The organism is Streptomyces sp. NPDC058291 (assembly GCF_042880855.1).
In the GTDB taxonomy this organism is placed as follows: domain Bacteria; phylum Actinomycetota; class Actinomycetes; order Streptomycetales; family Streptomycetaceae; genus Streptomyces.
Genome location: NZ_JBHVYK010000002.1, coordinates 1 through 23,186 on the forward strand (window position 1 = coordinate 1; position 23,186 = coordinate 23,186).

General features: G+C 71.8%; 20 protein-coding genes. 13 read left to right on the plus strand and 7 right to left on the minus strand.

Features of this window, described 5'->3' with window-relative positions:
* Positions 1 to 160: 160 nt before the first annotated feature.
* Positions 161 to 1,081: a hypothetical protein gene (locus ACFVYK_RS01185; RefSeq protein ID WP_389767187.1), complete on the minus strand. Its 921-nt coding sequence runs from the start codon at positions 1,079 to 1,081 to the stop codon at positions 161 to 163.
* A 255-nt stretch (positions 1,082 to 1,336) separates the two neighbouring features.
* Here ACFVYK_RS01185 and ACFVYK_RS01190 point away from each other — a divergent pair, with 255 nt between their 5' ends.
* The 9 genes from ACFVYK_RS01190 to ACFVYK_RS01230 all read left to right on the plus strand — a co-directional run bounded on the left by ACFVYK_RS01190 (position 1,337) and on the right by ACFVYK_RS01230 (position 12,803).
* The gene (locus ACFVYK_RS01190; RefSeq protein WP_389767189.1) at positions 1,337 to 2,494 is read left to right on the plus strand and encodes a mandelate racemase/muconate lactonizing enzyme family protein; all 1,158 of its coding nucleotides are present in this window, start codon (positions 1,337 to 1,339) and stop codon (positions 2,492 to 2,494) included.
* The gene (locus tag ACFVYK_RS01195) at positions 2,491 to 3,495 is read left to right on the plus strand and encodes a zinc-binding dehydrogenase (RefSeq protein WP_389767191.1); all 1,005 of its coding nucleotides are present in this window, start codon (positions 2,491 to 2,493) and stop codon (positions 3,493 to 3,495) included. The genes ACFVYK_RS01190 and ACFVYK_RS01195 overlap by 4 nt, the downstream gene beginning before the upstream one ends.
* A 122-nt stretch (positions 3,496 to 3,617) precedes the next feature.
* Positions 3,618 to 4,589, plus strand: coding sequence for a hypothetical protein (locus ACFVYK_RS01200; protein WP_389767193.1), 972 nt, complete (start codon positions 3,618 to 3,620; stop codon positions 4,587 to 4,589).
* A 139-nt stretch (positions 4,590 to 4,728) separates the two neighbouring features.
* Positions 4,729 to 5,835, plus strand: coding sequence for a multiple monosaccharide ABC transporter substrate-binding protein (gene chvE, locus ACFVYK_RS01205; protein ID WP_389767195.1), 1,107 nt, complete (start codon positions 4,729 to 4,731; stop codon positions 5,833 to 5,835).
* 32 nt (positions 5,836 to 5,867) lie between these two features.
* Positions 5,868 to 7,418 carry a multiple monosaccharide ABC transporter ATP-binding protein gene (gene mmsA / locus ACFVYK_RS01210; RefSeq protein ID WP_389767197.1) on the plus strand — a complete coding sequence of 517 codons (1,551 nt, stop codon included), beginning with the start codon at positions 5,868 to 5,870 and terminating at the stop codon, positions 7,416 to 7,418.
* Positions 7,415 to 8,662 carry a multiple monosaccharide ABC transporter permease gene (gene mmsB / locus ACFVYK_RS01215; RefSeq protein ID WP_389767199.1) on the plus strand — a complete coding sequence of 416 codons (1,248 nt, stop codon included), beginning with the start codon at positions 7,415 to 7,417 and terminating at the stop codon, positions 8,660 to 8,662. The genes mmsA and mmsB overlap by 4 nt, the downstream gene beginning before the upstream one ends.
* Positions 8,663 to 8,746: 84 nt before the next feature.
* Complete coding sequence (locus tag ACFVYK_RS01220; protein WP_389767201.1) at positions 8,747 to 9,793, plus strand: aldose epimerase family protein; 1,047 nt, start codon at positions 8,747 to 8,749, stop codon at positions 9,791 to 9,793.
* Positions 9,794 to 9,988: 195 nt separating this feature from the next.
* Positions 9,989 to 11,812, plus strand: coding sequence for a pyridoxal phosphate-dependent aminotransferase (locus tag ACFVYK_RS01225; protein ID WP_389767203.1), 1,824 nt, complete (start codon positions 9,989 to 9,991; stop codon positions 11,810 to 11,812).
* 229 nt (positions 11,813 to 12,041) lie between these two features.
* A complete protein-coding gene (locus ACFVYK_RS01230; RefSeq protein WP_389767205.1) occupies positions 12,042 to 12,803 on the plus strand; it encodes an intradiol ring-cleavage dioxygenase in 762 nt (253 codons plus the stop codon).
* Positions 12,804 to 12,876: 73 nt separating this feature from the next.
* On the opposite strand, the gene ACFVYK_RS01235 is transcribed toward ACFVYK_RS01230, so the two are convergent.
* The 3 genes from ACFVYK_RS01235 to ACFVYK_RS01245 form a co-directional block, all read right to left on the minus strand.
* Entirely contained in the window at positions 12,877 to 13,527 is a 651-nt protein-coding gene (locus ACFVYK_RS01235; RefSeq protein ID WP_389767206.1) for a DUF4360 domain-containing protein, read from the minus strand.
* Positions 13,528 to 13,731: 204 nt separating this feature from the next.
* A complete protein-coding gene (locus ACFVYK_RS01240) occupies positions 13,732 to 14,193 on the minus strand; it encodes an RrF2 family transcriptional regulator (RefSeq protein WP_389767208.1) in 462 nt (153 codons plus the stop codon).
* A gap of 93 nt (positions 14,194 to 14,286) precedes the next feature.
* Positions 14,287 to 15,801: an alpha-N-arabinofuranosidase gene (locus ACFVYK_RS01245; RefSeq protein WP_389767210.1), complete on the minus strand. Its 1,515-nt coding sequence runs from the start codon at positions 15,799 to 15,801 to the stop codon at positions 14,287 to 14,289.
* A gap of 304 nt (positions 15,802 to 16,105) precedes the next feature.
* Between ACFVYK_RS01245 and ACFVYK_RS01250 the strand changes: the two genes are divergently transcribed.
* From ACFVYK_RS01250 to ACFVYK_RS01260, 3 genes are read left to right on the plus strand one after another with little or no spacing between them, the layout of a single operon-like run.
* Entirely contained in the window at positions 16,106 to 16,762 is a 657-nt protein-coding gene (locus ACFVYK_RS01250) for a toxin-antitoxin system, toxin component family protein (RefSeq protein ID WP_389767212.1), read from the plus strand.
* Entirely contained in the window at positions 16,759 to 18,108 is a 1,350-nt protein-coding gene (locus tag ACFVYK_RS01255; RefSeq protein WP_389767214.1) for an MAB_1171c family putative transporter, read from the plus strand. Before ACFVYK_RS01250 ends, ACFVYK_RS01255 begins: the two co-directional genes overlap by 4 nt.
* Positions 18,101 to 19,744 (plus strand): NAD(P)/FAD-dependent oxidoreductase, encoded by a 1,644-nt coding sequence (locus tag ACFVYK_RS01260; RefSeq protein ID WP_389767215.1) that lies wholly within the window; start codon positions 18,101 to 18,103, stop codon positions 19,742 to 19,744. Before ACFVYK_RS01255 ends, ACFVYK_RS01260 begins: the two co-directional genes overlap by 8 nt.
* On the opposite strand, the gene ACFVYK_RS01265 is transcribed toward ACFVYK_RS01260, so the two are convergent.
* Both ACFVYK_RS01265 and ACFVYK_RS01270 read right to left on the minus strand, forming a co-directional pair.
* A complete protein-coding gene (locus ACFVYK_RS01265; RefSeq protein ID WP_389767217.1) occupies positions 19,633 to 20,484 on the minus strand; it encodes an SMP-30/gluconolactonase/LRE family protein in 852 nt (283 codons plus the stop codon). The genes ACFVYK_RS01260 and ACFVYK_RS01265 overlap by 112 nt on opposite strands.
* Positions 20,481 to 21,254, minus strand: coding sequence for an IclR family transcriptional regulator (locus ACFVYK_RS01270; protein WP_389767219.1), 774 nt, complete (start codon positions 21,252 to 21,254; stop codon positions 20,481 to 20,483). The genes ACFVYK_RS01265 and ACFVYK_RS01270 overlap by 4 nt, the downstream gene beginning before the upstream one ends.
* Positions 21,255 to 21,415: 161 nt before the next feature.
* On the opposite strand from ACFVYK_RS01270, the gene ACFVYK_RS01275 reads away from it, so the two are divergent.
* Positions 21,416 to 22,036 carry a hypothetical protein gene (locus ACFVYK_RS01275; RefSeq protein WP_389767221.1) on the plus strand — a complete coding sequence of 207 codons (621 nt, stop codon included), beginning with the start codon at positions 21,416 to 21,418 and terminating at the stop codon, positions 22,034 to 22,036.
* A 191-nt stretch (positions 22,037 to 22,227) separates the two neighbouring features.
* Here the strand turns inward: ACFVYK_RS01275 and ACFVYK_RS01280 are convergent, their stop codons facing one another.
* Positions 22,228 to 23,103 (minus strand): RimK family alpha-L-glutamate ligase, encoded by an 876-nt coding sequence (locus tag ACFVYK_RS01280; protein WP_389767223.1) that lies wholly within the window; start codon positions 23,101 to 23,103, stop codon positions 22,228 to 22,230.
* Between the last annotated feature and the right edge of the window lie 83 nt (positions 23,104 to 23,186).

Consider the following 23,186-nt stretch of genomic DNA (forward strand, 5'->3'; position numbering starts at 1 on the left):
CACGCGGCAGGCGGCACGCGGCCGACGGCAGGCGGCACGCGGCACGCGAACCCGGTCACCCGGGCCGACCTCACGCCCGGCGGCTTGCGGGAGGGGTTCTCCGCGTGGCGGCGGGTCGGCAGGGGAGGCGGCGTCCCGGCGGGCGAGGGCCGGACCGGCCCTATGAGCACCACCACAGGAAACGCGTGCAGGTCTGCGACGGCGACGGCTGCGCGGAGGGGCCCGAGGCCGTCGGGCCGGGACTCGGGGTGGCGTCGGCGCCGGACGGGTCCGCCGGGGCCGACGCCGAGGAGGTCGCCCCGGAGGAGCCGGGCAGGGCCCCCGACTGGGCCTGACCACCGGCGGAGGGACTGGCCGTCCCGGCCTCCGCGGACGCCGACGCCGACGCCGATGCCGACGGGGACGCTGAGGCGTCCGGGGAGGGCGAGGCCTCGCCCCGGCCGGCGCCCGTCCTGTCGTCCAGGGGTCGCGCGGACGCGCTCGGCTCCGACGTCGAACCGTCGAGCTCGGACGACTCTCCCCCGGCCGCCGCCGGGTCGGCCGGCGAGGAGAACCCCGGTGCGTCCACGCCGAGTTCGGCCAGGCTCAGGCCGCCCGCCGCCAGGGCGAAGCCGACGCCGATCAGCACCACGCGCTTACGGCGTCGGCGGTGGGCGGAGGCCTTGCGGTCACGCCGGCTCGCGTCCGGTGCGACCGGCGTCCCGCCGGGAGCCGGCCGGCCGCCGCGGCCCTGCTCACGGCGGCGCTTTGCCCGCCCCTGCGGCTCGCCGTCCTCGGCCTCGGCCTCGGCCGCGGTTCCGCTGTCGGCCCCGCCGTGCTCGTCGGCCACCGCGTCGGCCGCGCGCGCGTCGCGCTCGTCGGCCACCGCGCCGGGCAGCCCGGGCGCGTACGGTTCGCGCTCGTAGGGTTCGGACCGCCCGTACGGTTCGGACCCGTACGGTTCGGGCTCGTACGGCTGCGGCTGCGGCTCCGGGGCGTACGCGCTCTGCGGATACGCGCGTAGCTGTTCGGCGGGTGCGCCGCACCCCGGGCAAGCGAGGGCGCCGTTGAGGTGCCGTCGGCACGGGTGGCAGTAGTCCATGACGCGGAGAGACTAAGTTCCAGGACAGCCGCGTTCGCGGGTGCGGCTGTGAAAGTTGTGTGGGAAACCGGCCATACGGCGCGTCGGATCGGGTGACCTGCCCCACACGGCGACGCCCCAAAGGTCGAAAGGGTCGGCGAACCTGTCGAAACCGTTACCTGTTCGACCCATTGACACTCCGCTCGCGCCGTCTTTACTGTCTGGTCAGCATTTCGAACGTGTGACGAAATCTCGAACAGCCGAAGGGTAATTTCCGTGCGCATCACCGGAATCAGCACGCACGTCGTCGGGACGCCGTGGCGGAACCTGACCTATGTCCTGGTGCACACCGACGAGGGCATCACGGGTGTCGGAGAGACCCGCATGCTGGGCCACACCGACGCGCTGCTCGGGTACCTGAAGGAGGCGGAGGCCAACCACATTCTCGGGTCCGACCCGTTCGCTGTCGAGGACCTCGCCCGCCGGATGAAGTACGGCGACTACGGCCGCGCCGGCGAGATCGTGATGTCGGGCATCGCCGTCGTCGAGATGGCCTGCTGGGACATCAAGGGCAAGGCCCTCGGGGTGCCGGTCTGGCAGCTCCTCGGCGGCAAGGTCACCGACAAGGTCAAGGCCTACGCCAACGGGTGGTACACCACCGAGCGGACTCCGGAGGCCTACCACAAGGCCGCCAAGGGCGTCATGGAGCGCGGCTACAAGGCGCTCAAGATCGACCCCTTCGGCACCGGGCACTTCGAGCTCGACCACCAGCAGTCCCTGTACGCCGTCTCCCTCATCGAGGCCGTGCGCGACGCCATCGGGCCGGACGCCGAGCTGATGCTGGAGATGCACGGCCGCTTCTCGCCCGCCACCGCCGTGCGACTGGCCAACGAGCTGGCGCCCTTCAAGCCCGCGTGGCTGGAGGAGCCGTGCCCGCCGGAGAACCTGAAGGCTCTGGAGAAGGTCGCCGCCAAGGTCGACATCCCCGTCGCCACCGGTGAGCGCATCCACGACCGCATCGAGTTCCGCGAGCTCTTCGAGAGCCAGGCCGTCGACATCATCCAGCCGGACGTCGGTCACATCGGCGGCATCTGGGAGACGCGCAAGCTGGCCGCGACCGCCGAGACCCACTACATGCTCGTGGCTCCGCACAACGTCGGCGGCCCGGTCCTCACCGCCGCTTCCCTGCAGGTCGGGTTCACCGCCCCGAACTTCAAGATCCTGGAACACTTCAACGACTTCGCCGACGCGGAGATCAAGAAGGTCGTCAAGGGCGCGCCCGAGGTGATCGACGGCTACTTCCACCTCTCCGACAAGCCCGGCCTCGGCGTCGAGCTGGACGTGGACGCCGCCGCCGAGTTCCCGCAGCAGCAGGCCCGTTTCGACCTGTGGGCCGAGGGCTGGGAGCAGCGTAAGCCGAAGGGCAGCAAGTGAGCACCGCTGTCGTCGTCGACGGGCCGGGCGAGCACCGGCTCGTCCCGCACGAGCCGCGGCAGCCGGAGGCCGGCGAGGCGCTGGTGCGCGTCCACGCCACCGGCATCTGCGGCAGCGACCGCGAGGTGTACCAGGGCAACCGGCCCGAGGGATACGTCCGTTACCCGCTGACGCCCGGCCACGAGTGGTCCGGGACGGTCGAGGCGGTCGGCGCCGGGGTCCCCGCGTCGCTCGTCGGCCGCAAGGTCGTGGGCGAGGGCTTCCGCAACTGCCAGGTGTGCGACCGCTGCCACGCGGGCGAGACGACGCTGTGCACGGACGGGTACGAGGAGACGGGCTTCACCCAGCCGGGGGCCATGGCCGCCACCCTCACCCTCCCGGCCCGGCTGCTGCACGCCCTCGCGGACGACGCCGACCTCACCGCCGCCGCCCTGCTGGAGCCCGCCGCCTGCATCGCGGCCGCTGCGATCAAGGCGCACGCCCTGCCGGGGGAGAAGGTGGCCGTGGTCGGCACCGGGACGCTGGGCATGTTCGCCGTGCAGTTCCTGAAGGCGGGCTCGCCCGCCGAGCTGCTGGTGGTGGGCACCCGCAACGACCGGGAGGGTCTGTCCCGGCGGTTCGGGGCCACCGACTTCCGCACCCGGGACGAGCCGCTCCCCGACGACTTCGACGTCGTCATCGAGACCGCCGGGTCCGCCTCCGCGGCGCAGACCGCCGCGTCCCTGCTCCGGCGCGGCGGCCGGCTGGTCCTGACGGGCATCCCGGCGCCGGGCGCCGCCGGGCTGGACCCGACGGACCTGGTCGTCCGGCAGCTGGAGGTGCACACCGTCTTCGGCGCTCCGCCGGACGCCTGGTCGCACACCGTGCGGGTGTTCGGCGCGGGACTGCTGGATCCGCTGCCGCTGGTCACGCACGAGCTTCCGCTGGCCGAGTTCTCCGAGGCCATCGAGCTGGTGGGGTCCGGCGACCCGAAGGTGGGCAAGGTGCTGCTCAGGCCGTAGGCCCCGCAAGCCGTACGCCGGCGCGGGGCCCACCTGACGGTCCCCGCGCCGGCGTACACCCAAGCCCTGTCATGACCTGAGCCGCGAACCCTGACCGACATATCGAACACGAAGGACGGCATGTGACCACCGACGCTTCCACCACGGCAGCCCGCCGACCCGGTGAGCAGGCGCTCACCGCTCTCGGCCTGGGCGCGCCCGCGCTCGATCCCCACGACGCCTCTCCCCATGTCTTCCCGGGCGGCGGCCGCTGGCGCACCGAGGTCCCCTCGTGCGAGGGCCCCGAAGCGCTGGCGGTCATCCTGAAGGAGGCCTCGCGCCTGGACGTGCCGATCCACCGGATCAGTCAGGGCAGCGGCATCTGGATGCTGACCGACGCCGAGATCACCGAGATGGTCGAGGCCACCGGTGAACGCGACATCGAGCTCTGCCTGTTCACCGGGCCGCGCGGCACCTGGGACATCGGCGGCTCGACCCGCACCGACTCCCGGGGCGGCGGACTGCGGGCCCGCGGCCACGACGCCGTCGCCGGCTGCGTCGAAGACGCGGTGCGCGCCACGGAGCTGGGCGTCAAGTGCCTGCTCGTCGCCGACGAGGGCGTGCTGTGGACCCTGCACCGCGCCCGCGCGGCCGGCATCATCCCGGCCGACACGACGCTGAAGGTGTCGGCGCTCATCGGTCCCGTCAACCCGGCGGCGTACGCGGTCTACGAGCGTCTCGGCGCGGACTCGGTCAACGTGCCCAGCGACCTGACGCTCGATCACCTCACGGAGATCCGGCGGGTGTCGGGCGCTCCCATGGACATGTACATCGAGGCCCCCGACGACCTGGGCGGCTATATCCGGATGTACGAAGTCGCCGAGCTGATCCGGCGCGGCGCACCGCTCTATCTCAAGTTCGGCCTGTCGAAGGCGCCGGGGATCTACCCGTACGGCCACCACCTGCGGGATCTGGCGCTGTCCACCGCCCGTGAGCGGGTGCGCCGCGGGCGGCTCGCCCTCGACCTGCTCGCGCGCCACGGAGCCGACGGCGACATGGCCCCGCTCGGCTCGCGACTGCCCGGCGAACTGAACAGGTTCGACATGGCGTCATAACGTTCCGGAAACCTCGCTTCACAGAAGCCGACACAGGCGCGCAGAATCCCACACATCGCTTCTCGGTCTTTCCGGCGCTCGCTCCGGAGTCCTTCGCAGCGCGAGACCGACCACTGCACACACATCAAGGATGATGATCATGCGTAACCGCAGAGCCGCCCTCGCCGCCATAGCCGGAGCCGCTTCCCTCGCCCTGACCCTGACCGCCTGCGGGCAGTCCGGGGACGGTGGCAGCAAGGCGGAGTCGGGCGACGCCAAGGGCGGGACGGTCGGCATCGCGATGCCGACCAAGTCCTCCGAGCGCTGGATCACCGACGGCGCCAACGTCGAGAAGGACCTCAAGGCCAAGGGCTACAAGACCAAGCTGGTCTTCGGCGAGGACGACCCCGACCAGCAGGTCTCGCAGATCGAGAACCTGATCACGCAGGGCGTCAAGGCGCTGATCATCGCGGCCATCGACAACAAGTCGCTGAACAACGTCCTTCAGCAGGCCGCCGACGCCAAGATCCCGGTCATCTCCTACGACCGCCTGATCCTCGGCACGAAGAACGTCGACTACTACGCGTCCTTCGACAACGAGAAGGTCGGCAAGCTCCAGGCCGGCTACCTCGTGGACAAGCTGGGCCTGGCGTCCGGCAAGGGTCCCTTCAACATCGAGCTGTTCGCCGGCTCCAACGACGACAACAACACCAAGTACTTCTTCAACGGCGCGATGAGCGTGCTCCAGCCGTACATCGACAGCAAGAAGCTCGTCGTCAAGTCCGGCCAGACCAAGATGACCCAGGTCACCACGCTGCGCTGGGACGGTGCCACCGCCCAGAAGCGCATGGAGGACATCCTCACCTCGTCCTACAAGACCGGCAAGGTCGACGCGGTGCTCTCGCCCTACGACGGCATCTCCATCGGCATCATCGCCGCGCTGAAGTCGGACGGCTACGGCACCGCCGCCAAGCCCCTGCCGGTCATCAGCGGTCAGGACGCCGAACTGGCCTCGGTGAAGTCGATCATCGCGGGTCAGCAGTCGATGACCGTCTACAAGGACCTGCGCAAGCTCGCCCAGGTCGCCACGGACATGGTCGACGCCACCCTCAACGGCAAGAAGCCCGAGATCAACGACACCAAGTCGTACGACAACGGCACCAAGGTCGTCCCCGCCTACCTGCTCCAGCCGGTGAGCGTCGACAAGGCGAACTACGAGAAGGAGCTCGTCCAGGGCGGCTACTACACGGCGGACCAGCTCAAGTAAGCGTCGAACCTTACGGATTGGAAGGCACGACCATGGCGGGACCCGTCCTGGAAATGCGCTCGATCGTCAAGACCTTTCCCGGCGTCAAAGCGCTGTCGGACGTCACACTGACCGTCCGGCAGGGCGAGGTCCACGCCATCTGCGGTGAGAACGGCGCCGGAAAGTCCACCTTGATGAAGGTGCTCTCCGGCGTCCATCCGCACGGCACCTACGGGGGCGACGTCCTCTTCGAGGGGGAGGTCGTCCAGTTCAAGGACATCCGGGCGAGCGAGCAGCACGGCATTGTGATCATCCACCAGGAGCTGGCGCTGTCGCCGTACCTCTCCCTGGCGGAGAACATCTTCCTCGGCAACGAACACGCCAAGGGCGGGTTCATCGACTGGCGGGAGACCCTGCGGCACGCCAGCGAACTGCTGCGCCGGGTCGGTCTCGACGACCACCCGGAGACCCGCGTCGCCGACATCGGCGTGGGCAAGCAGCAGCTCGTGGAGATCGCGAAGGCGCTGTCGAAGAAGGTGAAACTGCTCATCCTGGATGAGCCCACGGCGGCGCTGAACGACGAGGACAGCGGCAAACTGCTGGATCTGATCCTGGAGTTGAAGAATCAGGGCATCACCTCGATCATCATCTCCCACAAGCTCAACGAGATCCGCAAGGTCGCGGACTCGGTGACGATCATCCGCGACGGGCACACCATCGAGACGCTCGACGTGAAGTCGCCCGAGACGACCGAGGACCGGATCATCAGCGGCATGGTCGGCCGCGACCTCGACCACCGCTTCCCCGAGCGCACCCCGCACGAGGCGGAGAAGGGCGCGGCTCCGGCCCTGCAGATCCGCGACTGGACCGTCCACCACCCGATCGACCAGCAGCGCAAGGTCGTCGACGACGTGTCGATCCAGGTGCGCCGCGGGGAGATCGTCGGCATCGCGGGCCTCATGGGCGCCGGCCGCACCGAGCTGGCCATGAGCGTCTTCGGACGCAGCTACGGCCGGTACGCGGGCGGCACGGTGCTCAAGGACGGCAAGGAGATCCGTACCAGGACGGTCGCCGAGGCCATCGGGCACGGGATCGCCTACGTCACCGAGGACCGCAAGCACTACGGCCTCAACCTCATCGACACGATCAACCGCAACATCTCACTGACGGCCCTGAAGAAGGTCGCCAAGCGGGGCGTGGTCGACGAGCACGAGGAGCGGCAGGTCTCCGAGGGCTACCGCAAGTCCATGAACATCAAGGCCCCGACCGTCTTCGAGCCGGTGGGCAAGCTGTCCGGCGGCAACCAGCAGAAGGTCGTCCTCAGCAAGTGGATCTTCGCGGGTCCCGACGTGCTGATCCTGGACGAGCCCACGCGCGGTATCGACGTCGGCGCCAAGTTCGAGATCTACACGGTCATCGACCAGTTGGCCGCCCAGGGCAAGGCGGTCGTCTTCATCTCCTCCGAGCTGCCCGAACTGCTCGGCATGTGCGACCGCATCTACACGATGGCCGCCGGACGGCTCACGGGCGAGTTCCCGCGGGCCGAGGCCACGCAGGAAGTGCTGATGCGTCAGATGACGAAGGACAAAGAGGTATCGCGATGAGCACGGACGTGACCGACAAGAGCCCGGCGGCCGCGCCGCCCGGTAAGGGCGGGGGCTCAGCCACCGGCGGCGGGCTGCTGCAGTTGATCGTGGACGGGTTGCGGCGCAACATGCGCCAGTACGGCATGCTGATCGCGCTCGGCCTGCTCGTCGTCCTGTTCCAGGTGTGGACCGGCGGTGACCTGCTGCTCCCGCGCAACGTCTCCAACCTGGTCCTGCAGAACAGTTACATCCTGATCCTCGCGATCGGCATGATGCTGGTGATCATCGCCGGCCACATCGACCTGTCGGTGGGCTCGCTGACGGCCTTCACGGGCGCGTTCGCCGCCGTGCTGACCGTGCAGCACGGCGTGGCGTGGCCGATCGCGCTGGTGCTGTGCCTGGCGATCGGAGCGGTCGCCGGCGCGGCGCAGGGCTTCCTGATCGCGTATCTCGGCATACCCTCCTTCATCGTCACCCTCGCGGGCATGCTGATCTTCCGCGGTCTGACGGAGATGTTCCTGAAGGGGCAGACCCTCGGCCCGTTCCCCGACGGCCTGCAGAAGATGGGCAACGGCTTCCTGCCCGAGGTCGGACCGGACACCAACTACCACAACCTCACCCTGCTGCTGGGCTTCGCCCTGCTGGCCTTCGTGGTGCTGCAGGAGGTCCGGGACCGCAAGCGTCAGCAGGAGTTCGCGCTCGACGTGGCGCCCAAGAACCTGTTCCTGCTCAAGCTCGTCGCCATCGCCGCGGCGGTCCTCACGGTCACGCTGCTGCTCGCCAGCTACAAGGGCGCGCCGATCATCCTGATCATCCTCGGCGCGCTGGTGGTCGGTTACGGCTACATCATGCGCAACGCCGTCTTCGGCCGGCACATCTACGCCATCGGCGGCAACCTGCCGGCGGCCAAGCTGTCGGGCGTCAAGGACAAGAAGGTCACCTTCCTCGTCTTCCTGAACATGGGCGTGCTCGCGGCCGTGGCGGGTCTGGTGGTCGCCGCCCGGCTGAACGCGGCCTCGCCGAAGGCCGGCCTCAGCTTCGAACTGGAGGCGATCGCCTCGTCGTTCATCGGCGGCGCGTCCATGAGCGGCGGCGTCGGCACCGTGCTCGGCGCGATCATCGGCGGTCTCGTCCTCGGTGTGTTGAACAACGGCATGAACCTGCTCAGCGTCGGCACCGACTGGCAGCAGGTCATCAAGGGCCTCGCCCTGCTGATCGCGGTCGGGTTCGACGTCTGGAACAAGCGCAAGTCCGGTTCCTGAACCGATAGCGGGCCCCGCCGGAAGGCGGGGCCCGCTCTGTTTCCGGGCGGGCGCGGCAACGACGAGGGGAAGGCGGGAACAGCGGTGAAGACGTTCTTCGGCACACTGGCCGACGGCGCCGAGGTCTCCAGCTGGTCGCTGGAGAACGGCGGAACGCGGCTGAGGGTCCTCGACTACGGCGGGATCGTCCAGTCCCTGGAGATCCCCGACCGGCACGGCCGGTACGCCGACGTCTCCCTCGGCTTCGCCTCCGTCGAGGACTACGTGGCCGGCAGCCCCTACTTCGGGGCGCTGATCGGCCGGTTCGCCAACCGCGTCGCCGAGGGCCGCTTCACCCTGGACGGCGAGAGCCACCAGCTGCCCCGCAACGACGGCGCCCACAGCCTGCACGGCGGCTCCGAGGGCTTCGACCGGCGCCTGTGGCAGGTCGAGCCGTTCACCGAGGGGGCGGACGTCGGCCTGCGGCTGAGTCTGACGAGCCCCGACGGCGACATGGGCTACCCGGGCACTCTCCAGGTGCGGGTGACGTACACCCTCACCGAGGGCGGCGACTGGCGCATCGACTACGAGGCCACCACCGACCGGGCCACCGTCGTCAACCTCACCAGCCACGTCTACTGGAACCTCGCCGGCGAGGGCAGCGGCTCGGTGCACGACCACGAGCTGGAGATCGCCGCCTCCCGTTACCTGCCCGTGGACGCGGGGCTCATCCCCACCGGCGAACAGGCCGACGTCGCGGGCACCCCGTTCGACTTCCGCACCGCCAAGGCGGTCGGCCGCGACCTGCGGGTCGCCCACGAGCAGTCCCTGCACAGCAAGGGCGTCGACCACAACTACGTCCTCGACAAGGGCCTCACCGCCGGGCCCGAGCCCGCCGCCGTCCTGCGCGACCCCGCCTCCGGCCGCACCCTGACGATCGCGACCACCGAGCCGGGGCTGCAGTTCTACTCGGGCAACTTCCTCGACGGCAGCCTCGTCGGCGCCGGCGGCCGCACCTACCGTCAGGGCGACGCGCTCTGCCTGGAGACGCAGCACTTCCCGGACTCGCCCAACCAGCCGTCGTTCCCCTCCACGGTGCTGCGGCCCGGGCAGACGTACCGGACGACGACGGTCCACTCGTTCGGCGTCTGACCCGGCACCCGTCCGTTCAGCCCGTCCGCGCACCGCACCCTCACGCCCGGACCACGAATTCCGACCGGTCCCTCTGCGGTTGAACGGCCTCGCGCACCCCTCCGTATGTAAGAGCGGTCCGCGCTCCCCCGCGCGGGCCACCCCATGACGACGGGCCCGGTCGTCCCCGCCGGGTCCGCCCCATACGGAGGTTCCATGGCCGACAACGTCTCCTCGTTGTTCCGCAACAGCGTGGCGCACAGCCCGTCGATGGCGGCGCTGACACGCGAGGGCGGCGAGGAGGTCGGCCCGGTGGACTTCTGCATCCCCTGCAACCCGTACTTCCCCACCCCGGCCATGATGGACACCATGGCCGCCCGGCTGCGGGACATCATCACGTACTACCCGAGCAGCGCCGACACGATCACGGCCGAACTGTGCAACCTGCTCCAACTCCCGCCGCAGGCTGTGGCGATGGGCAACGGCTCGACCGAACTGATCACCTGGATCGACCATCTGATGGTCCGTGAGTCGCTCGCCGTCCCGGTCCCGACCTTCGGCCGGTGGACCGACCAGCCCATGGAGACCGGCAAGCGGGTCGACATGTTCCCGCTCCAGGAGTCCAGCGGCTTCGCCCTGGACCTCGCGCAGTACGCCGACTTCATCCGGACCCGGGGCACCCGGGTCGCCGTCATCTGCAACCCGAACAACCCCGACGGCGGCTTCCTGCCCAAGCGCGCGCTCGTGCAGTTCATGGACGCGATGGCCGACCTGGACCTCATCGTCATCGACGAGTCGTTCCTGGAGTTCGCGGACGCGGAGCAGGAACCCAGCGTCGTGCAGGAGGCGATGATCCGGCCGAACGTCATCGTGCTGCGCAGCCTCGGCAAGAACTTCGGTCTGCACGGCATCCGTTTCGGCTACATGGTCGCCAACCCGTCGCTGGCCGGACGGGTCCGCTCGATGCTGCCGAAGTGGAACCTCAACGCCTTCGCCGAGTACGTGGTGTTCATGCTGAAGGAGCACGGCCCCGAGTACGCGCAGAGCCTGCTGCAGGTGCGCCGCGACCGCCTCGACATGGCGAGCCAGCTCTCCGCGCTGCCGGGCCTGACCGTCTATCCCTCCCAGGGGAACTTCCTCTTCGTGCGTCTGCCCGTGGGCGCCGAGGGCACGGTGGTCCGCGACCGGCTCCTCGCCGAGCACCGCATCCTGGTCCGCGAGTGCGGCAACAAGATCGGTTCGTCGAGCCGTTTCCTGAGGCTCGTGGTGCGTCCCCAGGTCGACGTGCGTCGCCTGGTGTCCGGCATGGAACAGGTGCTCTACGGGACCAGGAGGGGAGCCCCCGTGCCCGAGCTGGGCGCCGGGACCAGCTACAGCTCGGGCACGGCGGCGGTGGACCGGCTGGTCACCAACGGGGCGGGCATGCGGAACCTGGCCGCTCAGGCCATGAGCATGCCCGCGCCGGGACCGGTCGCGGCGGCTCCCGCGCCGGCGATGCCCGCCCCCGCGGCGGCCCAGCCGCAGCCCGCTCCCTCGAACGGCGCCGGGATGCCGATGCCGGCCGCAGCCCAGGTCTTCCCCCAGTCCGCTCCCACCCCGCCCCCGGCTCCCTCTCCGCCCCCGGCGCCCGCTCCCACCCCCCTCCCGTTCCCGACCCCGGCTCCCGCCCCGGCGCCGCCGCTGGCTCCGGCTGCGGCGATGTCCCCCGCCGCCATGTCTCCCGCGGCGATGTCCCCCGCCGCCATGTCTCCCGCGGCGATGTCTCCCGCCATGGCTCCCCCGATGTCTCCCCCGATGTCCCCCGCCATGGCTCCCCCGATGTCCCCGGTCATGGCTCCGCCGCTGGCACCCGTCATGGCTCCTGCGACGGCTCCCGTCACGGCTCCGCCGACGGGTCCGACCCCGCCCGGCGTCCCGGCCCGCGGCGGACTCACGGCCGCTCAGGTCAGGGGGACCAACGGCCTCTCCCCCGCCGCGGCCACCGGCTGGCCCAACGCCCAGAGCTGGCCCAACGCGGCGGGGATGGGCCAGGCGGGCTAGTCGCCGTGACCGGACGGAGTGGACGGGCGGGCGGTGCCCGAGCCGTCCGGCACATCGCCGCACGGGAAGTCACGGACCGCCTCCCGGTGCACCCTCCGACGACGGAACCCGTCGAAGGCGGCGCCCGGCCGGTGCGCCCGAAGCGCTCTGGCCTGCAAGCCACTTGACGCACAACAAAATCCCTGACTCGTCAGATACTCACAGGAAACTCCCCTATGCTGCCGTGTCCATGACAGACACCTCAGACGCACGCACCCCCCTCACGCGCCGCGCCGTGCTCGCGGCCACCGGCGCCACCGCCGCGGCCCTCGCCGTGGGCGCCGCGGGCAGGAACGAGGCCCCCGCCGAGCCGGCCGACACCGTTCCCGTCGCCGCCGCCGTCTGCACCCTCACGAAGGAAATGACCGAAGGCCCCTACTACCTCGACGGACAGTACGTCCGCGCCGACATCACCGAGGGCAAGCCGGGCATCCCGCTCAAGCTCGCCCTCACCGTCGTCGACGACGACACCTGCGCACCGCTCCCCAACGCCCTCGTGGAGGTCTGGCACGCCGACCACCTCGGCGAGTACTCGGGCTTCGTGGGCGCCAACGGCCACACCGAACCGGACGACGGCACGTTCCTGCGCGGTGGCGTTCTGACGAACTCCAGCGGCCTCGCGAACATCACCACGATCTACCCGGGCTGGTACGTGGGGCGCTGCATCCACATCCACATCAAGGTGCACACGAACGTCACCCTGACCCCCGACGGCTCGTTCACCGGCGGCCAGGAACTCCACACCGGCCAGCTGTACTTCAGCGAGACGATCACGACGCGCGTCAGCAGCCTCTCCCCGTACTCGGCGAACAGGGTCACCCGCACCACCCTCGCCCGGGACTCCGTCTACGACGGCGGAGGCGCCGCGTCAGGGCTCCTGACCCTGACGGCCCTGGGCGGTTCGACCTCGTCCGGGTACGCGGGGACGCTGACGCTCGGCGTCGAGCGCTGATCCGGCACACACGGCTTCGCCCGGCCTCTCCGGCGCACCGGAGAGGCCGGGCGGCTTCAGATCCCGGACCGGCTCACTTGCCCGGGCACTCCTTCCAGGCCATGTGGTAGACGGTGCTGATGTCGCCGTCGGTCGAGTCCATCGTCATGAAGCTGACCTTGGCCGGGGAGGACGAGCCCGCGTTGACCCGCAGCTCGGTGTTGATGTTGAAGTTGCGCTGCACCCCGCAGGGCGCGTAGACGAGGTTGGCCCAGTCGGTGGTGTCGGTCGCCTGCCAGTTGTCGTTGAGCGCGCCGTTGAAGGTGTGGTTCTTGAACACCGTCTGCGACGAGCCCTGGAAGTAGTACGAGGCCCGCTGCACACCGCTGGACCCGGACTGCAGCGAGGCGAAGCCCCGGTAGTCCGCGCTGGCGATGGCGTAGGTGAAGCCCGACGGGACGTGGACGATCAGGCTCAGCTGGCAGTTCTTGCGGAACGCGGTCGGGTCGGAGTTGCCGCCGACCTGCGCGAGGTACTCGCTGTAGGTCACGGTGAAGGCGGTGTTGTCCTCGGAGACGGCGACGGCCGCCGAACCCGGGCGACAGCCCGAGCCGTTCACCGTGGCCACATTGATGACGATCTTGTCCGGGGGCGGGTCGACGAACCCCGAGGACGGGTTGTGCGCGGGCATCGCCGCGGTGACGAGAGCGGCGACAGCGCCGCCCAGGAGCAGCCCACTTGCCATGGTCTCTCCCCTTCGGTCGGTGGGGGGTGGATGCGACCGGCTCCGCACAGCAACTCTGTGAAGAATCAATGAAGCTGCTGTGAAGAACCGGGGCGATCGCATCGTAGGGAGACCGCTGGGGCGCGCCCAGGTGGAACTCCGGCCATTCACCCCGGCCCGTTCACACCCTGTGGATCCGCGCTCGCCGGCGCCCCTCGGGAGCCGTCAGGGGTTCTCCCAGGCCGCCGGCTCCTCCGACAGCTCCTTCACCGGGCCGGGCAGCGCGTCCGCCGCGATGTCCGCGATGGTCACGCCTTCCAGGATCCGGCGCACGTTCGCCCGCAGCGCGATCCACAGCGGCAGCAGGGGCTGCGCCGAGCCCGTGTACGTCAGTCCCGTCGGGCGTTCGCCGCGCACCGACACGATCGGGCCGTCCACCGCCCTGATCACGTCCGCGACCGTGATCGCCGCCGGGTCGCGGGCCAGCCGGTAACCGCCCCCGCCGCCCCGCCTGCTGTCGACGATCCCGCCGCGCCGCAGATCGCCCAGGATCCCTTCCAGGAACTTGTGCGGGATGTCCTGCACGGCGGCGATCGACTCCGCCTTCACCGGGTCGCCGCCGCCCTGCCGCACGGCGAGCTCCAGCACCGCCCGAACCGCGTAGTCCGCCCTCGCCGAGATCCTCATGGCCCCATTGTGCGGTCGGCGACCCGGCGGCCCGGCCTCGGTCCCGCCGCGGCCCGGCCTCGGTCCCGCCGCGGCCCCGCGGTCACGTGGGAGCTAGGCCAGCCTGATCACGTTCCAGGACAGCGGCTCCAGCGTCGCCGTCAGCGTCCCGCCGGTCAGCGTCGTGCCCTCGGCCGCGTGCGGGGCGACCCGCTCGGGGTCGGCGAGGGTGTTGCGGGCGTCCGGGTCGGCGTCCGCGAGCACGCTGTGCTCCACGATCGACGTCAGGCCCAGGCCGGCCAGGCGGACCTGGAGGGGCAGCGCCTCGGTACGGCCGCGGTTGACGGCGAAGACGGTGACCGTCCCGTCCTCGGCGCGGACCGCCGTCGCGTGCAGCAGGTCCGTCTCGCCGTACTTGCGCGTCTCGTACGTCGGCGAGTCCACCCGGACGTCGAGGACCCGGCCGCGGCCGTACCGGGCGGCCTGGGCGAACGGGAAGAACGTGGTCTGCCGCCAGGCCGGACCGCCGGGCTCGGTCATGATCGGCGCGATGACGTTGACGAGCTGGGCGAGACAGGCGACGGTGACCCGGTCGGCGTGCCGCAGCAGCGCGATGAGCAGCGAGCCGAAGACGACGGCGTCGGTGACGCTGTAGCAGTCCTCCAGCAGACGCGGGGCCTCCGGCCAGTCGGCCTGGTCGAGGCCCCTGGCGTGCTCCTCCCACTCGGGCAGGTACCAGACGTTCCACTCGTCGAAGGAGAGGTTGATCCGCTTCTTCGACTTCAGTCGCGCGCCCACGTGGTCGGCGGTCGCCACGACGTTGTCGATGAACGACTCCATGTCGACGGCGGAGGCGAGGAAGGAGTCGACGTCGCCGTCCTCCGGCCAGTAGTAGGCGTGCAGCGAGATGTGGTCGACGAGGTCGTACGTCTCCCGCAGGACCGTCGCCTCCCACTCGGCGAACGTCGGCATGGACTGGTTGGAGGAACCGCAGACGACGAGTTCCACGCCGGGGTCCAGCTGGCGCATGGCGCGGGCGGTCTCGGCGGCGAGGCGGCCGTACTCCTCGGCCGTCTTGTGGCCGGTCTGCCAGGGGCCGTCCATCTCGTTGCCCAGGCACCACAGCCTGATGCCGAAGGGGTCCTTGTCGCCGTGGCTCGCGCGCAGGTCGGAGAGGGCGGTGCCGCCGGCGTGGTTGGCGTACTCCTGGAGTTGGAGGGCCTCGGCGACTCCGCGCGTGCCGAGGTTGACGGCCATCATGGGCTCGGCGTGCGGGCCGATCTTCCTGAGGAAGTCGATGTACTCGGAGAGGCCGAAACGGTTCGTCTCCGTGGAGTGCCAGGCCAGGTCGAGGCGGCGGGGGCGGTCCGCCACCGGGCCGACCGAATCCTCCCATCTGTAGCCGGAGACGAAGTTGCCGCCGGGGTACCGGACGGCGGTGACGCCGAGTTCGCGGACCAGCTCCAGGACGTCCTGCCGCAGACCGGCCTCGTCCGCCGTGGGGTGCCCGGGCTCGAAGACGCCCGTGTAGACGCAGCGGCCGAGGTGTTCGACGAAGGAGCCGAAGACACGGGGGTCGACGTCGCCGACGGTGAAGTCGGGGTCGAGGGTGAAGCGGGCGGTGCTCATCGTGGCCTCTCGGGTCTCGGTTTCCGCTGCGGGCGCGGCACATGACGCAAGGCCGGTCGGTCGGTCGCACCGTTCGCACGCCCCGTCCGGCCCTGCCGTTCTCCTGGTCGCGTTCGATATCTCGCCTCATGATCGTGACGCCGAACGGGACCGTAAAATCGATGCGCCCGCCCGTCAATGGTTTCGACGCGATATCTGACAGCGCTTTCCATCGACGCCCCCGTGAAAACTTCTCGTGACGTGACCACAACCGGCCGCGTACGCTCGAACAGGCTGCCGCCGGGCGGTGCAGAAGGGGGAGCGGATGGACAGGGCGGGCGCGCGCGGGAGGGCGGCCCGGATCGCCTCGGCGCTGCGGCGCGCGCGGACCGGGCCTGCCATGCGCGAGCTGACCGGTGGTCTCTTTGCCGCGCTGCGGGCACGCCCCCGCCGCCCTCGCGGGGTGCGGGACGTGTGCCGGGCGCTGTGCGAGGAGATGTCCGCACGACGCGGCGGCCGGCCCGTCGAGGTGCGGTTCGAACGGTTCCCCGACGAGATCGAAGTCACCGGCCTGTGGGTGGAGTTCCAGGAGTTCGACCTGGTGATCGTGGAGGAACGGGCCGAGGCCGTACAGCAGTTGGTCATCCTCGGCCATGAACTGTGGCATCTGCACGCCGGGCACCGCCACCACCATCACGGTGTCGGCGCGGTGGCGGCGGGCATGCTGGCCGACCGGTCGGGCTGGGACTCCTTCGCGCTGACCGTCGCCGCCCGCAACGGCTCCCGCGAGGACGACGAGGCCGAGGCCGACGACTTCGGCCACCGCCTCGCGGCCCGCTGCCGACGCTATCTGTCCGAGTCCGACTCCGGCTACGGGTCCGGGCCGACCGGCGCTGGACCGGCCGCCGCCGGACCGGGCGCGGACACGGGCGCGGTCCAGCGGACGCTGGGCTACCGGGGACGCCGGGGTACCGCACGGTGAACCACGGGCTGTACATCTCCTTCTGGCTGCCCACCGTGGTGCTCGGCGCGGCCCTCGCCATCAAGCTGCCCAGCATCCTCAAGCTCTGGCGGGACCCGCTGCTGCGCGCCGTAGGCGGCCTGCTGGTGTTCGCCTGCGCGGTGTTCGTCTTCGCGGCCCCGAAGACCATCGCCTGGACCAACCGGTTCACCGGCGTGCCGAACATCGCCGCGCCGTGGGTCTACTCCCTGCTCACCGCGCTGTCCGCGTCCTGGCTGTTGCTGATCATCGCCTGGCGCAACGGCCGCACCGAGCGCTCGGCCCAGACGAGGCGCGCGACGCGCTGGGTCGTCTCCGTCTACGCGGGCGTGGTGGTCGCCCTCTGGGTGCTCTTCGCGCTGGCCGACGTGCCCGTGGAGCGGATCCGGGACCTCGACACGTACTACGCCAACACGCCGTTCATGCGCGAGGAGATCCTGCTCTACCTGCTCGCGCACACGGTGGCCTGCTCGGTCACCGCCCGACTGGTGTGGAACTGGAGCCGCACCGAGGGCCTCGACGCCTGGCTGCGCTGGGGACTGCGCTTCCTGGGGGCCGGCTATGTGACGAACCTGGTGTTCAGCGCGGCCAAGCTGACGGCGGTGGCGGCCCGTTGGACCGGGCACGACCTGGACCGGCTGAACACCGACATCGCGCCGTCGGCGGCCTGCATCGCCGCGACGCTGGTCGCGATCGGCTTCATCGTGCCGCACGCCGGCCAGTATCTGCAGGAGCGCTGGCGGGTGCGCCGCCGGCACCGGAGCCTGCAGCCGCTGTCCCGGCTGATGCGAACCGTCACCGGCGGGCGCGAGCCGTTCGACCTGCGCGCCACCCCCGAACTGCGGCTGATCCGCCGTGAGACGTTCATCCGCGACGCGCTCCTCCAGCTGGCCCGTCATCTGGACGACGACCTGCGCGCCCGGTCCTACGACGCCGCCGTCGCCCTCGGGTTCGAGCGCGGCCGGGCGCAGGCGCTGGCCGCGGGTGTGGCGCTGCTGGACGCCGTGGAGGCGCGCGAGCGGGCCCGGCGCGGCACGGCCGCGCCACGGACTCCGGGGCCCGAGCGGGCAGCCGACGGCCGCCGCACCGCCGCCCCCGCCCCCGCCACCGCCGGCACCGGCACCGGCACCGGCAACAGCAACAGCAACAGCAAGAGCGCCCCACCGTCCGGTGCTTCGGCTTCCGCCGCTTCCTCCTCCGGTCCGGACACCACCTATCTCCTGAGGGAGATCCAGGCCGTGTCCCGCGTCCTTCGCCATCCCGTCGACCTCCAGGCGGTCCGCGCTCGCGCGACCGCCCCGGCAGAGAGCATGTCCACGCATGAGTGAGCCCTCCAACCCCGCCAGAACCGCCGTAGTGCTGGGGGGATCCCATGCGGGCATGCTCGCCGCACGCGCCCTGAGCGGCTTCGCCGACCGGGTCGTCGTGATCGAGCGGGACGTGCTGCCCGACGGGCCGGCGCCCCGCAGGGGCCTGCCCCAGGCGCGCCACGCCCACATGCTGTGGTCGGGCGGGGTGCGGGCGGTGGAGGAACTGCTGCCGGGCGTCACCGAGGCCCTGCGGGCCGCCGGGGCGCGCCGGTCGCCGGTCACGACGGACATGGTCGTCCTGGGACCGCGCGGCTGGTTCCGCCGCTGGCCCGAGTCCCACCACGTGATCCTGGCCGGGCGCGATCTGCTCGACGCGACGATCCGCGCCCAGGTCCTCGCGGACGAGCGGATCGAGCTGCTCGCCGGCGCCGAGGCGACGGGTCTGGCGGGGGACGCCGGGGCCGTCACGGGGGTGCGGGTGCGCGCGCGGGGCGCTGCGGACGGGCGGGACGGCGCGGCGTCCGGCCCCGAGCGAATCGTTTCCGCCGCCCTGGTCGTCGACGCGACCGGGCGGGGCTCCCGGGCGGCCGGATGGCTCCAGGACCTCGGCCTGCCCGCGGTGGAGCGACGCGAGGTGGACTCGGGGCTGGCCTACGCGAGCCGCCTCTATCTGGCGCCCGAGCAGGCCCGCTCCGGGTATCCGATCGTCAACGTGCAGGCCGATCCGAGGGACGGCCGTCCGGGCCGGGCGGGGTTCCTGCTGCCCATCGAGGACGGCCGCTGGATCGTCACCCTCAACGGCACGCGGGGCGGCGAGCCGTCCGCCGGGAACGACGACTTCCTCCGCTTCGCCCGCGAGGAACTGCGTCACCCCGTCATCGGGGAGCTGCTGGAGCGGGCCGAGCCGCTGTCGGACGTGTCGTACACCCGGGCCACGGTCAACCGGCGCAGCTACTACGAGCGGATGGCGGCCTGGCCGGAGGGCTTCGCCGTCCTCGGCGACGCCTTGGCCGCGTACAACCCCCTCTACGGCCACGGGCTCGCGGTCGCCGCCCAGAGCGCCGTCGCGTTGCGGGAGGCCGTCCGGCGGCACGGGTGGGGTTCGGCCGGACTGTCCCGTCGCGTCCAGCGGGCGGCGGCCCGGCCGGCCGGCGCCGCCTGGGACCTCGCCGTCGGCCAGGACGTGTTCTATCCGGGCGCGACCGAGAACGGCCCCACGCTGCGCGACCGGCTCCTGGCCGCGTACGTCGGCCGGCTGATGCTCACGGCCACCGGCAGCGGCCGGATCGCCCGCCGGGTGACCGATGTGACGTCCCTGGAGCGGGGCCCGCAGGTCCTGCTGACTCCGACGGTCCTGCTGCCCCCCCCCGCCGCCCCCCTCATGCGGCCCGTGCCCGGCCCCCGGCTCCCCCCCGCCGTGCTATACCGGGGGGGTCGGGGGGGGGGCCCCCCGGCCCCGGCGGCGGGGGCCGGCGCGGCGCGAGCCCCGGGGGCGGCGTGGCGGGAGCCCCGGGGGGCGGCGCGGAGCGGGACGGCCGGCCGTCAGCCGGCGAAGGCGGGCAGGGGCAGGCCCTTGCCCGCGTCCGGGACCACCAGGAGCGAGCCCGCCACCGGGTGCGGCGCCGTCAGACCGACCCGGGCGGTGGTGACGTAGAGATCCGTCAGGCCGGCGCCGCCGAAGGCGCACGCGGTGACCCTCGGGGTGGGCAGGGCGATCACCCGGTCCAGTTCGCCGTCCGGGGTGTAACGGCGCACCGCTGCGCCGTCCCACAGCGCCACCCACACGCAGCCGTCGGCGTCGACGGTGAGGCCGTCGGGGAAGCCGGCGCCGTCCTCGACGGAGACGAACGGGCGCCGGCCGCTCACCCGGCCGTCCGCCGAGCAGTCGAGGACGTCGACCCGCCGCGTCGGCGAGTCGATGTAGTACATCAGCGTGCCGTCCGGGCTCCAGCCCGTGCCGTTGCTCACCGCCACGTCGTCGAGGATCACCTCGGCCGAGCCGTCCCCGGCGATCCGGGACAGGGTGCCGCCGCCGGGCGCCTCGTCGTAGCGCATGGTGCCCGCCCACAGGGAGCCGTCGGGTGCGACCGCGGCGTCGTTGGCGCGACGGCCGGGGACCGGCTCGTGGCGCAGCCAGCGGAAGGTGTCGTCGGGGTCGAGCAGGCCCACCCCGTCCCGGAGGTTGAGCACGAGCCCGCCGCCCGCCCGGGGCTTGGCCGCGCCCACGTGCTGGTCGGTCGCCCGGACCGTGCGGCGGCCGGTGGCGGGGTCGTAGGCGTGCAGGCGGGAGCCGAGTATGTCGAGCCAGAGCAGGCGGCCGGTGGCGGGGTCCCAGGTGGGGCCCTCGCCGAGGGTGGCCTCGGCCCGCACGGCCACCTCGTACGACGTCGTCATGCCACGCTCCGGTATCCCAGCAGTTCGGACAGTTCGGCCGCGCCCTTCGCGGCGAGCTGCTCCAGCTCGCCGCGGCGGTCGTCGCTCCAGCGGATCATGGGGACGGAGATGGACAGCGCGGCGACGACCTGACCCGTGCGGTCGCGCACCGGCGCCGCCACACAGCTGACGTCCGGGTTGGACTCGCGGCTCTCGACCGCGACGCCCCGCTCCCGGATCTCGGCCAGGGCCGCGCGCAGCGCACCGGGCTCGGTGATGCTGTTGGGGGTCATCCGCACGAGGTCGGCGTCGTCGGGGATGCGCGCGCTGAGCTCCGGCTCGGGCAGCGAGGCCAGCAGCATCTTGCCGACGGAGGTGCAGTGGGCCGGGAGGCGACGGCCCGCGGCCGAGACCATCCGGACCGCGTGCGTGGAGTCGACCTTGGCGATGTAGATGACGTCGGCGCCCTCCAGGATCGCGACGTGCACCGTCTCGTCACACGTTTCGGCGACGGTGCGGGCGACCTGCTGACCCTCGGCGGCGAGGTCGAGCTGCTCGGCGTAACGGCTGCCGAGCTGGTACGGGCGCACTCCGAGGCGGTACCGTCCGGGTTGTCCGGGGACGGGCACGATGTACGACCGCGCTGAGAGCGTGGTCACCAGTTCGTGCACGGTGGTGCGCGGAAGCTGCAGCTTGCGCACGATGTCGGGGGCGGAGAGCGAACCGTCCCCGTCGAGGAAGAGCTCGAGGATGTCGAGAGCTCGGGTCACGGCAGGTACGAGGCGTCCCACGACCGGCCCCCTCCCTTAATCGGTGGTCGGCGCCTGTGTTCGACATATCAACAGGCGATCGGCATGACGAACACAGGCTGTCATACGCCGTTGCGCCGGGCAATGGGCGGGAAACGCACGGTGGCCCCGGAGAGGGCCCCCGGTGGGCCAGGATGGGACGCATGCCGACCCAGAAACGCCTCGCCGGCTCGTTCACGGCCTTCGATTTCCAGTTGGTCCTGCTGCGCCGCATGGCCGACCACAACCCGGACCTGGTGGAGGACTCGCGCCATGACCTGGGCGTCTCCCTGACCCAGATGAGAGAGGCCAACAAACGCTGGCAGGCCATGGTCCACTCCCCGCACACCAGGGGGGCGCTCGCCCGCTACCGCTCGGTCCTCGGCGAACCCGAGTCGAGAGCCGCCCGCCGGGTCGGCGACCTCGACTGCGAGGCCTGGCTGTGGCCGGTCTCCCTCTGGCCCGGGCTGCGCTTCGAGGTGCTGCTCGCCCCGAACGGCGCCGTCTGGAACGAGTGGCTGGTGCGCGCCCCGGGGGGCCGGCCGCCGTCCCTGGAGAGCCTGGACGACCTCACCCCCTGGTCCTGCACGGTCGACGAGGTCGCCCTCGCCTTCCCCCCGGCCCGCCCCCTGGAGGGCACGGCCCCCAACCTCCCCCACAGCCTCAGAAGCGTGGGGGGACCCCCAGGGCTGGCCTTCACCGCCCCGGACGGACGGGGCGTACGCCGGGAGGTCGTCGCCGAGTTCACCTGGGGCCTGCTCCAGCGCACGACGGTCAGGGAGTAGACCGGCGGCCGCTCACCGGACGCGACCGCGGCGGACGGCGGACGGCCGACAGACCGCAGCGGACGCCGGACGGCGGACGGCCGGGCAGACCGCCGCGGACGGCGGACGGCCGGGCAGACCGCCGCGGACGGCGGACGGCCGGCTGACCGCGGCGGTCAGCGGGCGGGGCCGGTCAGCGGGCGAAGGGCCGGTCAGCGGGCGTCGGCGGCCGCCAGGATCGCCGTCACGACCGCCGGCGTCGACTCCGGGTGCAGGAACAGGAAGAGGTTCGGTTCCACCAGCTCCAGCTCCATCACCCGCGGCTGCCCGTCGTCGCCGTCCACGAGGTCGACCCGGGCGTAGAGCAGCTCGGGCGCCTCGGGCACGGCGGCCAGGGCGCGTTCGGCGACGGCGCGTTCGGCCGGGGTCGGCGTCCAGGGCTCCAGCCCGGGGTGGGCGACCTTGTCCGCGTCGAAGGCGGTGCCGGGGGCCAGCACGGCCCGCTTGCGGCTGGCGTGCAGGAGGCGTCCGCCGAAGAACTGCAGCGCCCGTTCGCCGCCGGTGTCGATGCCGCGCACATACGGCTGCACCATCGCCGTCAGCCCCTCGGCGTGCATCCGCGCGAGGTGGCGCACGGCCGTCTCGTGCGCGTCGGGGGTGTAGCGGGCGGCGTATCGGGCCCCGGCGCCCGAGGCGGGCTTGATCACGTACTCTCCGCCGTCGGGCAGCTCGGCCGGCTCGCCGGGCGCGACGTAGCGCGTCGGCACGATCGGCACCCCGGCCGCCGCGAGCTCCCCCAGGTACCGCTTGTCGGCGTTCCAGCGCACCACCGCGGCCGGGTTGGCCAGCCGGGTGACGCCGGCGACCTTCTGCGCCCAGGCCGTGAACTCGTCCGCACGCCAGCTGTAGTCCCAGGTGGAACGGATGACGACGAGGTCGTACGAGGCCCAGTCCACCTCGGCGTCGTCCCAGAAGACCACGTCCGCCTCGGCCCCGGCCGCCCGCAACGCCCCCAGCAGCACCGGAAGATCGACGTCCTTGCCGGCCAGGGGCCGGGGGTCATAGGTGGCGAGCGCGACACGGGCCACGGCGGACTCCCTCTTCGTACGACTGTCCGGTCCCGAAGGCTAACAAGGCCCGCGCACGGCGTCGCCGGACGGCCCTCGGGCGC

What these genes read in the sequence shown, in the direction of transcription:
- ACFVYK_RS01185 (WP_389767187.1), bottom strand. Translation starts at nt 1,081, where the DNA reads ATGGACTACTGCCACCCGTGCCGACGGCACCTCAACGGCGCCCTCGCT.
- chvE (WP_389767195.1), top strand. Translation starts at nt 4,729, where the DNA reads ATGCGTAACCGCAGAGCCGCCCTCGCCGCCATAGCCGGAGCCGCTTCC.
- mmsA (WP_389767197.1), top strand. Translation starts at nt 5,868, where the DNA reads ATGGCGGGACCCGTCCTGGAAATGCGCTCGATCGTCAAGACCTTTCCC.
- mmsB (WP_389767199.1), top strand. Translation starts at nt 7,415, where the DNA reads ATGAGCACGGACGTGACCGACAAGAGCCCGGCGGCCGCGCCGCCCGGT.
- ACFVYK_RS01225 (WP_389767203.1), top strand. Translation starts at nt 9,989, where the DNA reads ATGGCCGACAACGTCTCCTCGTTGTTCCGCAACAGCGTGGCGCACAGC.
- ACFVYK_RS01230 (WP_389767205.1), top strand. Translation starts at nt 12,042, where the DNA reads ATGACAGACACCTCAGACGCACGCACCCCCCTCACGCGCCGCGCCGTG.
- ACFVYK_RS01235 (WP_389767206.1), bottom strand. Translation starts at nt 13,527, where the DNA reads ATGGCAAGTGGGCTGCTCCTGGGCGGCGCTGTCGCCGCTCTCGTCACC.
- ACFVYK_RS01240 (WP_389767208.1), bottom strand. Translation starts at nt 14,193, where the DNA reads ATGAGGATCTCGGCGAGGGCGGACTACGCGGTTCGGGCGGTGCTGGAG.
- ACFVYK_RS01245 (WP_389767210.1), bottom strand. Translation starts at nt 15,801, where the DNA reads ATGAGCACCGCCCGCTTCACCCTCGACCCCGACTTCACCGTCGGCGAC.
- ACFVYK_RS01250 (WP_389767212.1), top strand. Translation starts at nt 16,106, where the DNA reads ATGGACAGGGCGGGCGCGCGCGGGAGGGCGGCCCGGATCGCCTCGGCG.
- ACFVYK_RS01260 (WP_389767215.1), top strand. Translation starts at nt 18,101, where the DNA reads ATGAGTGAGCCCTCCAACCCCGCCAGAACCGCCGTAGTGCTGGGGGGA.
- ACFVYK_RS01265 (WP_389767217.1), bottom strand. Translation starts at nt 20,484, where the DNA reads ATGACGACGTCGTACGAGGTGGCCGTGCGGGCCGAGGCCACCCTCGGC.
- ACFVYK_RS01275 (WP_389767221.1), top strand. Translation starts at nt 21,416, where the DNA reads ATGCCGACCCAGAAACGCCTCGCCGGCTCGTTCACGGCCTTCGATTTC.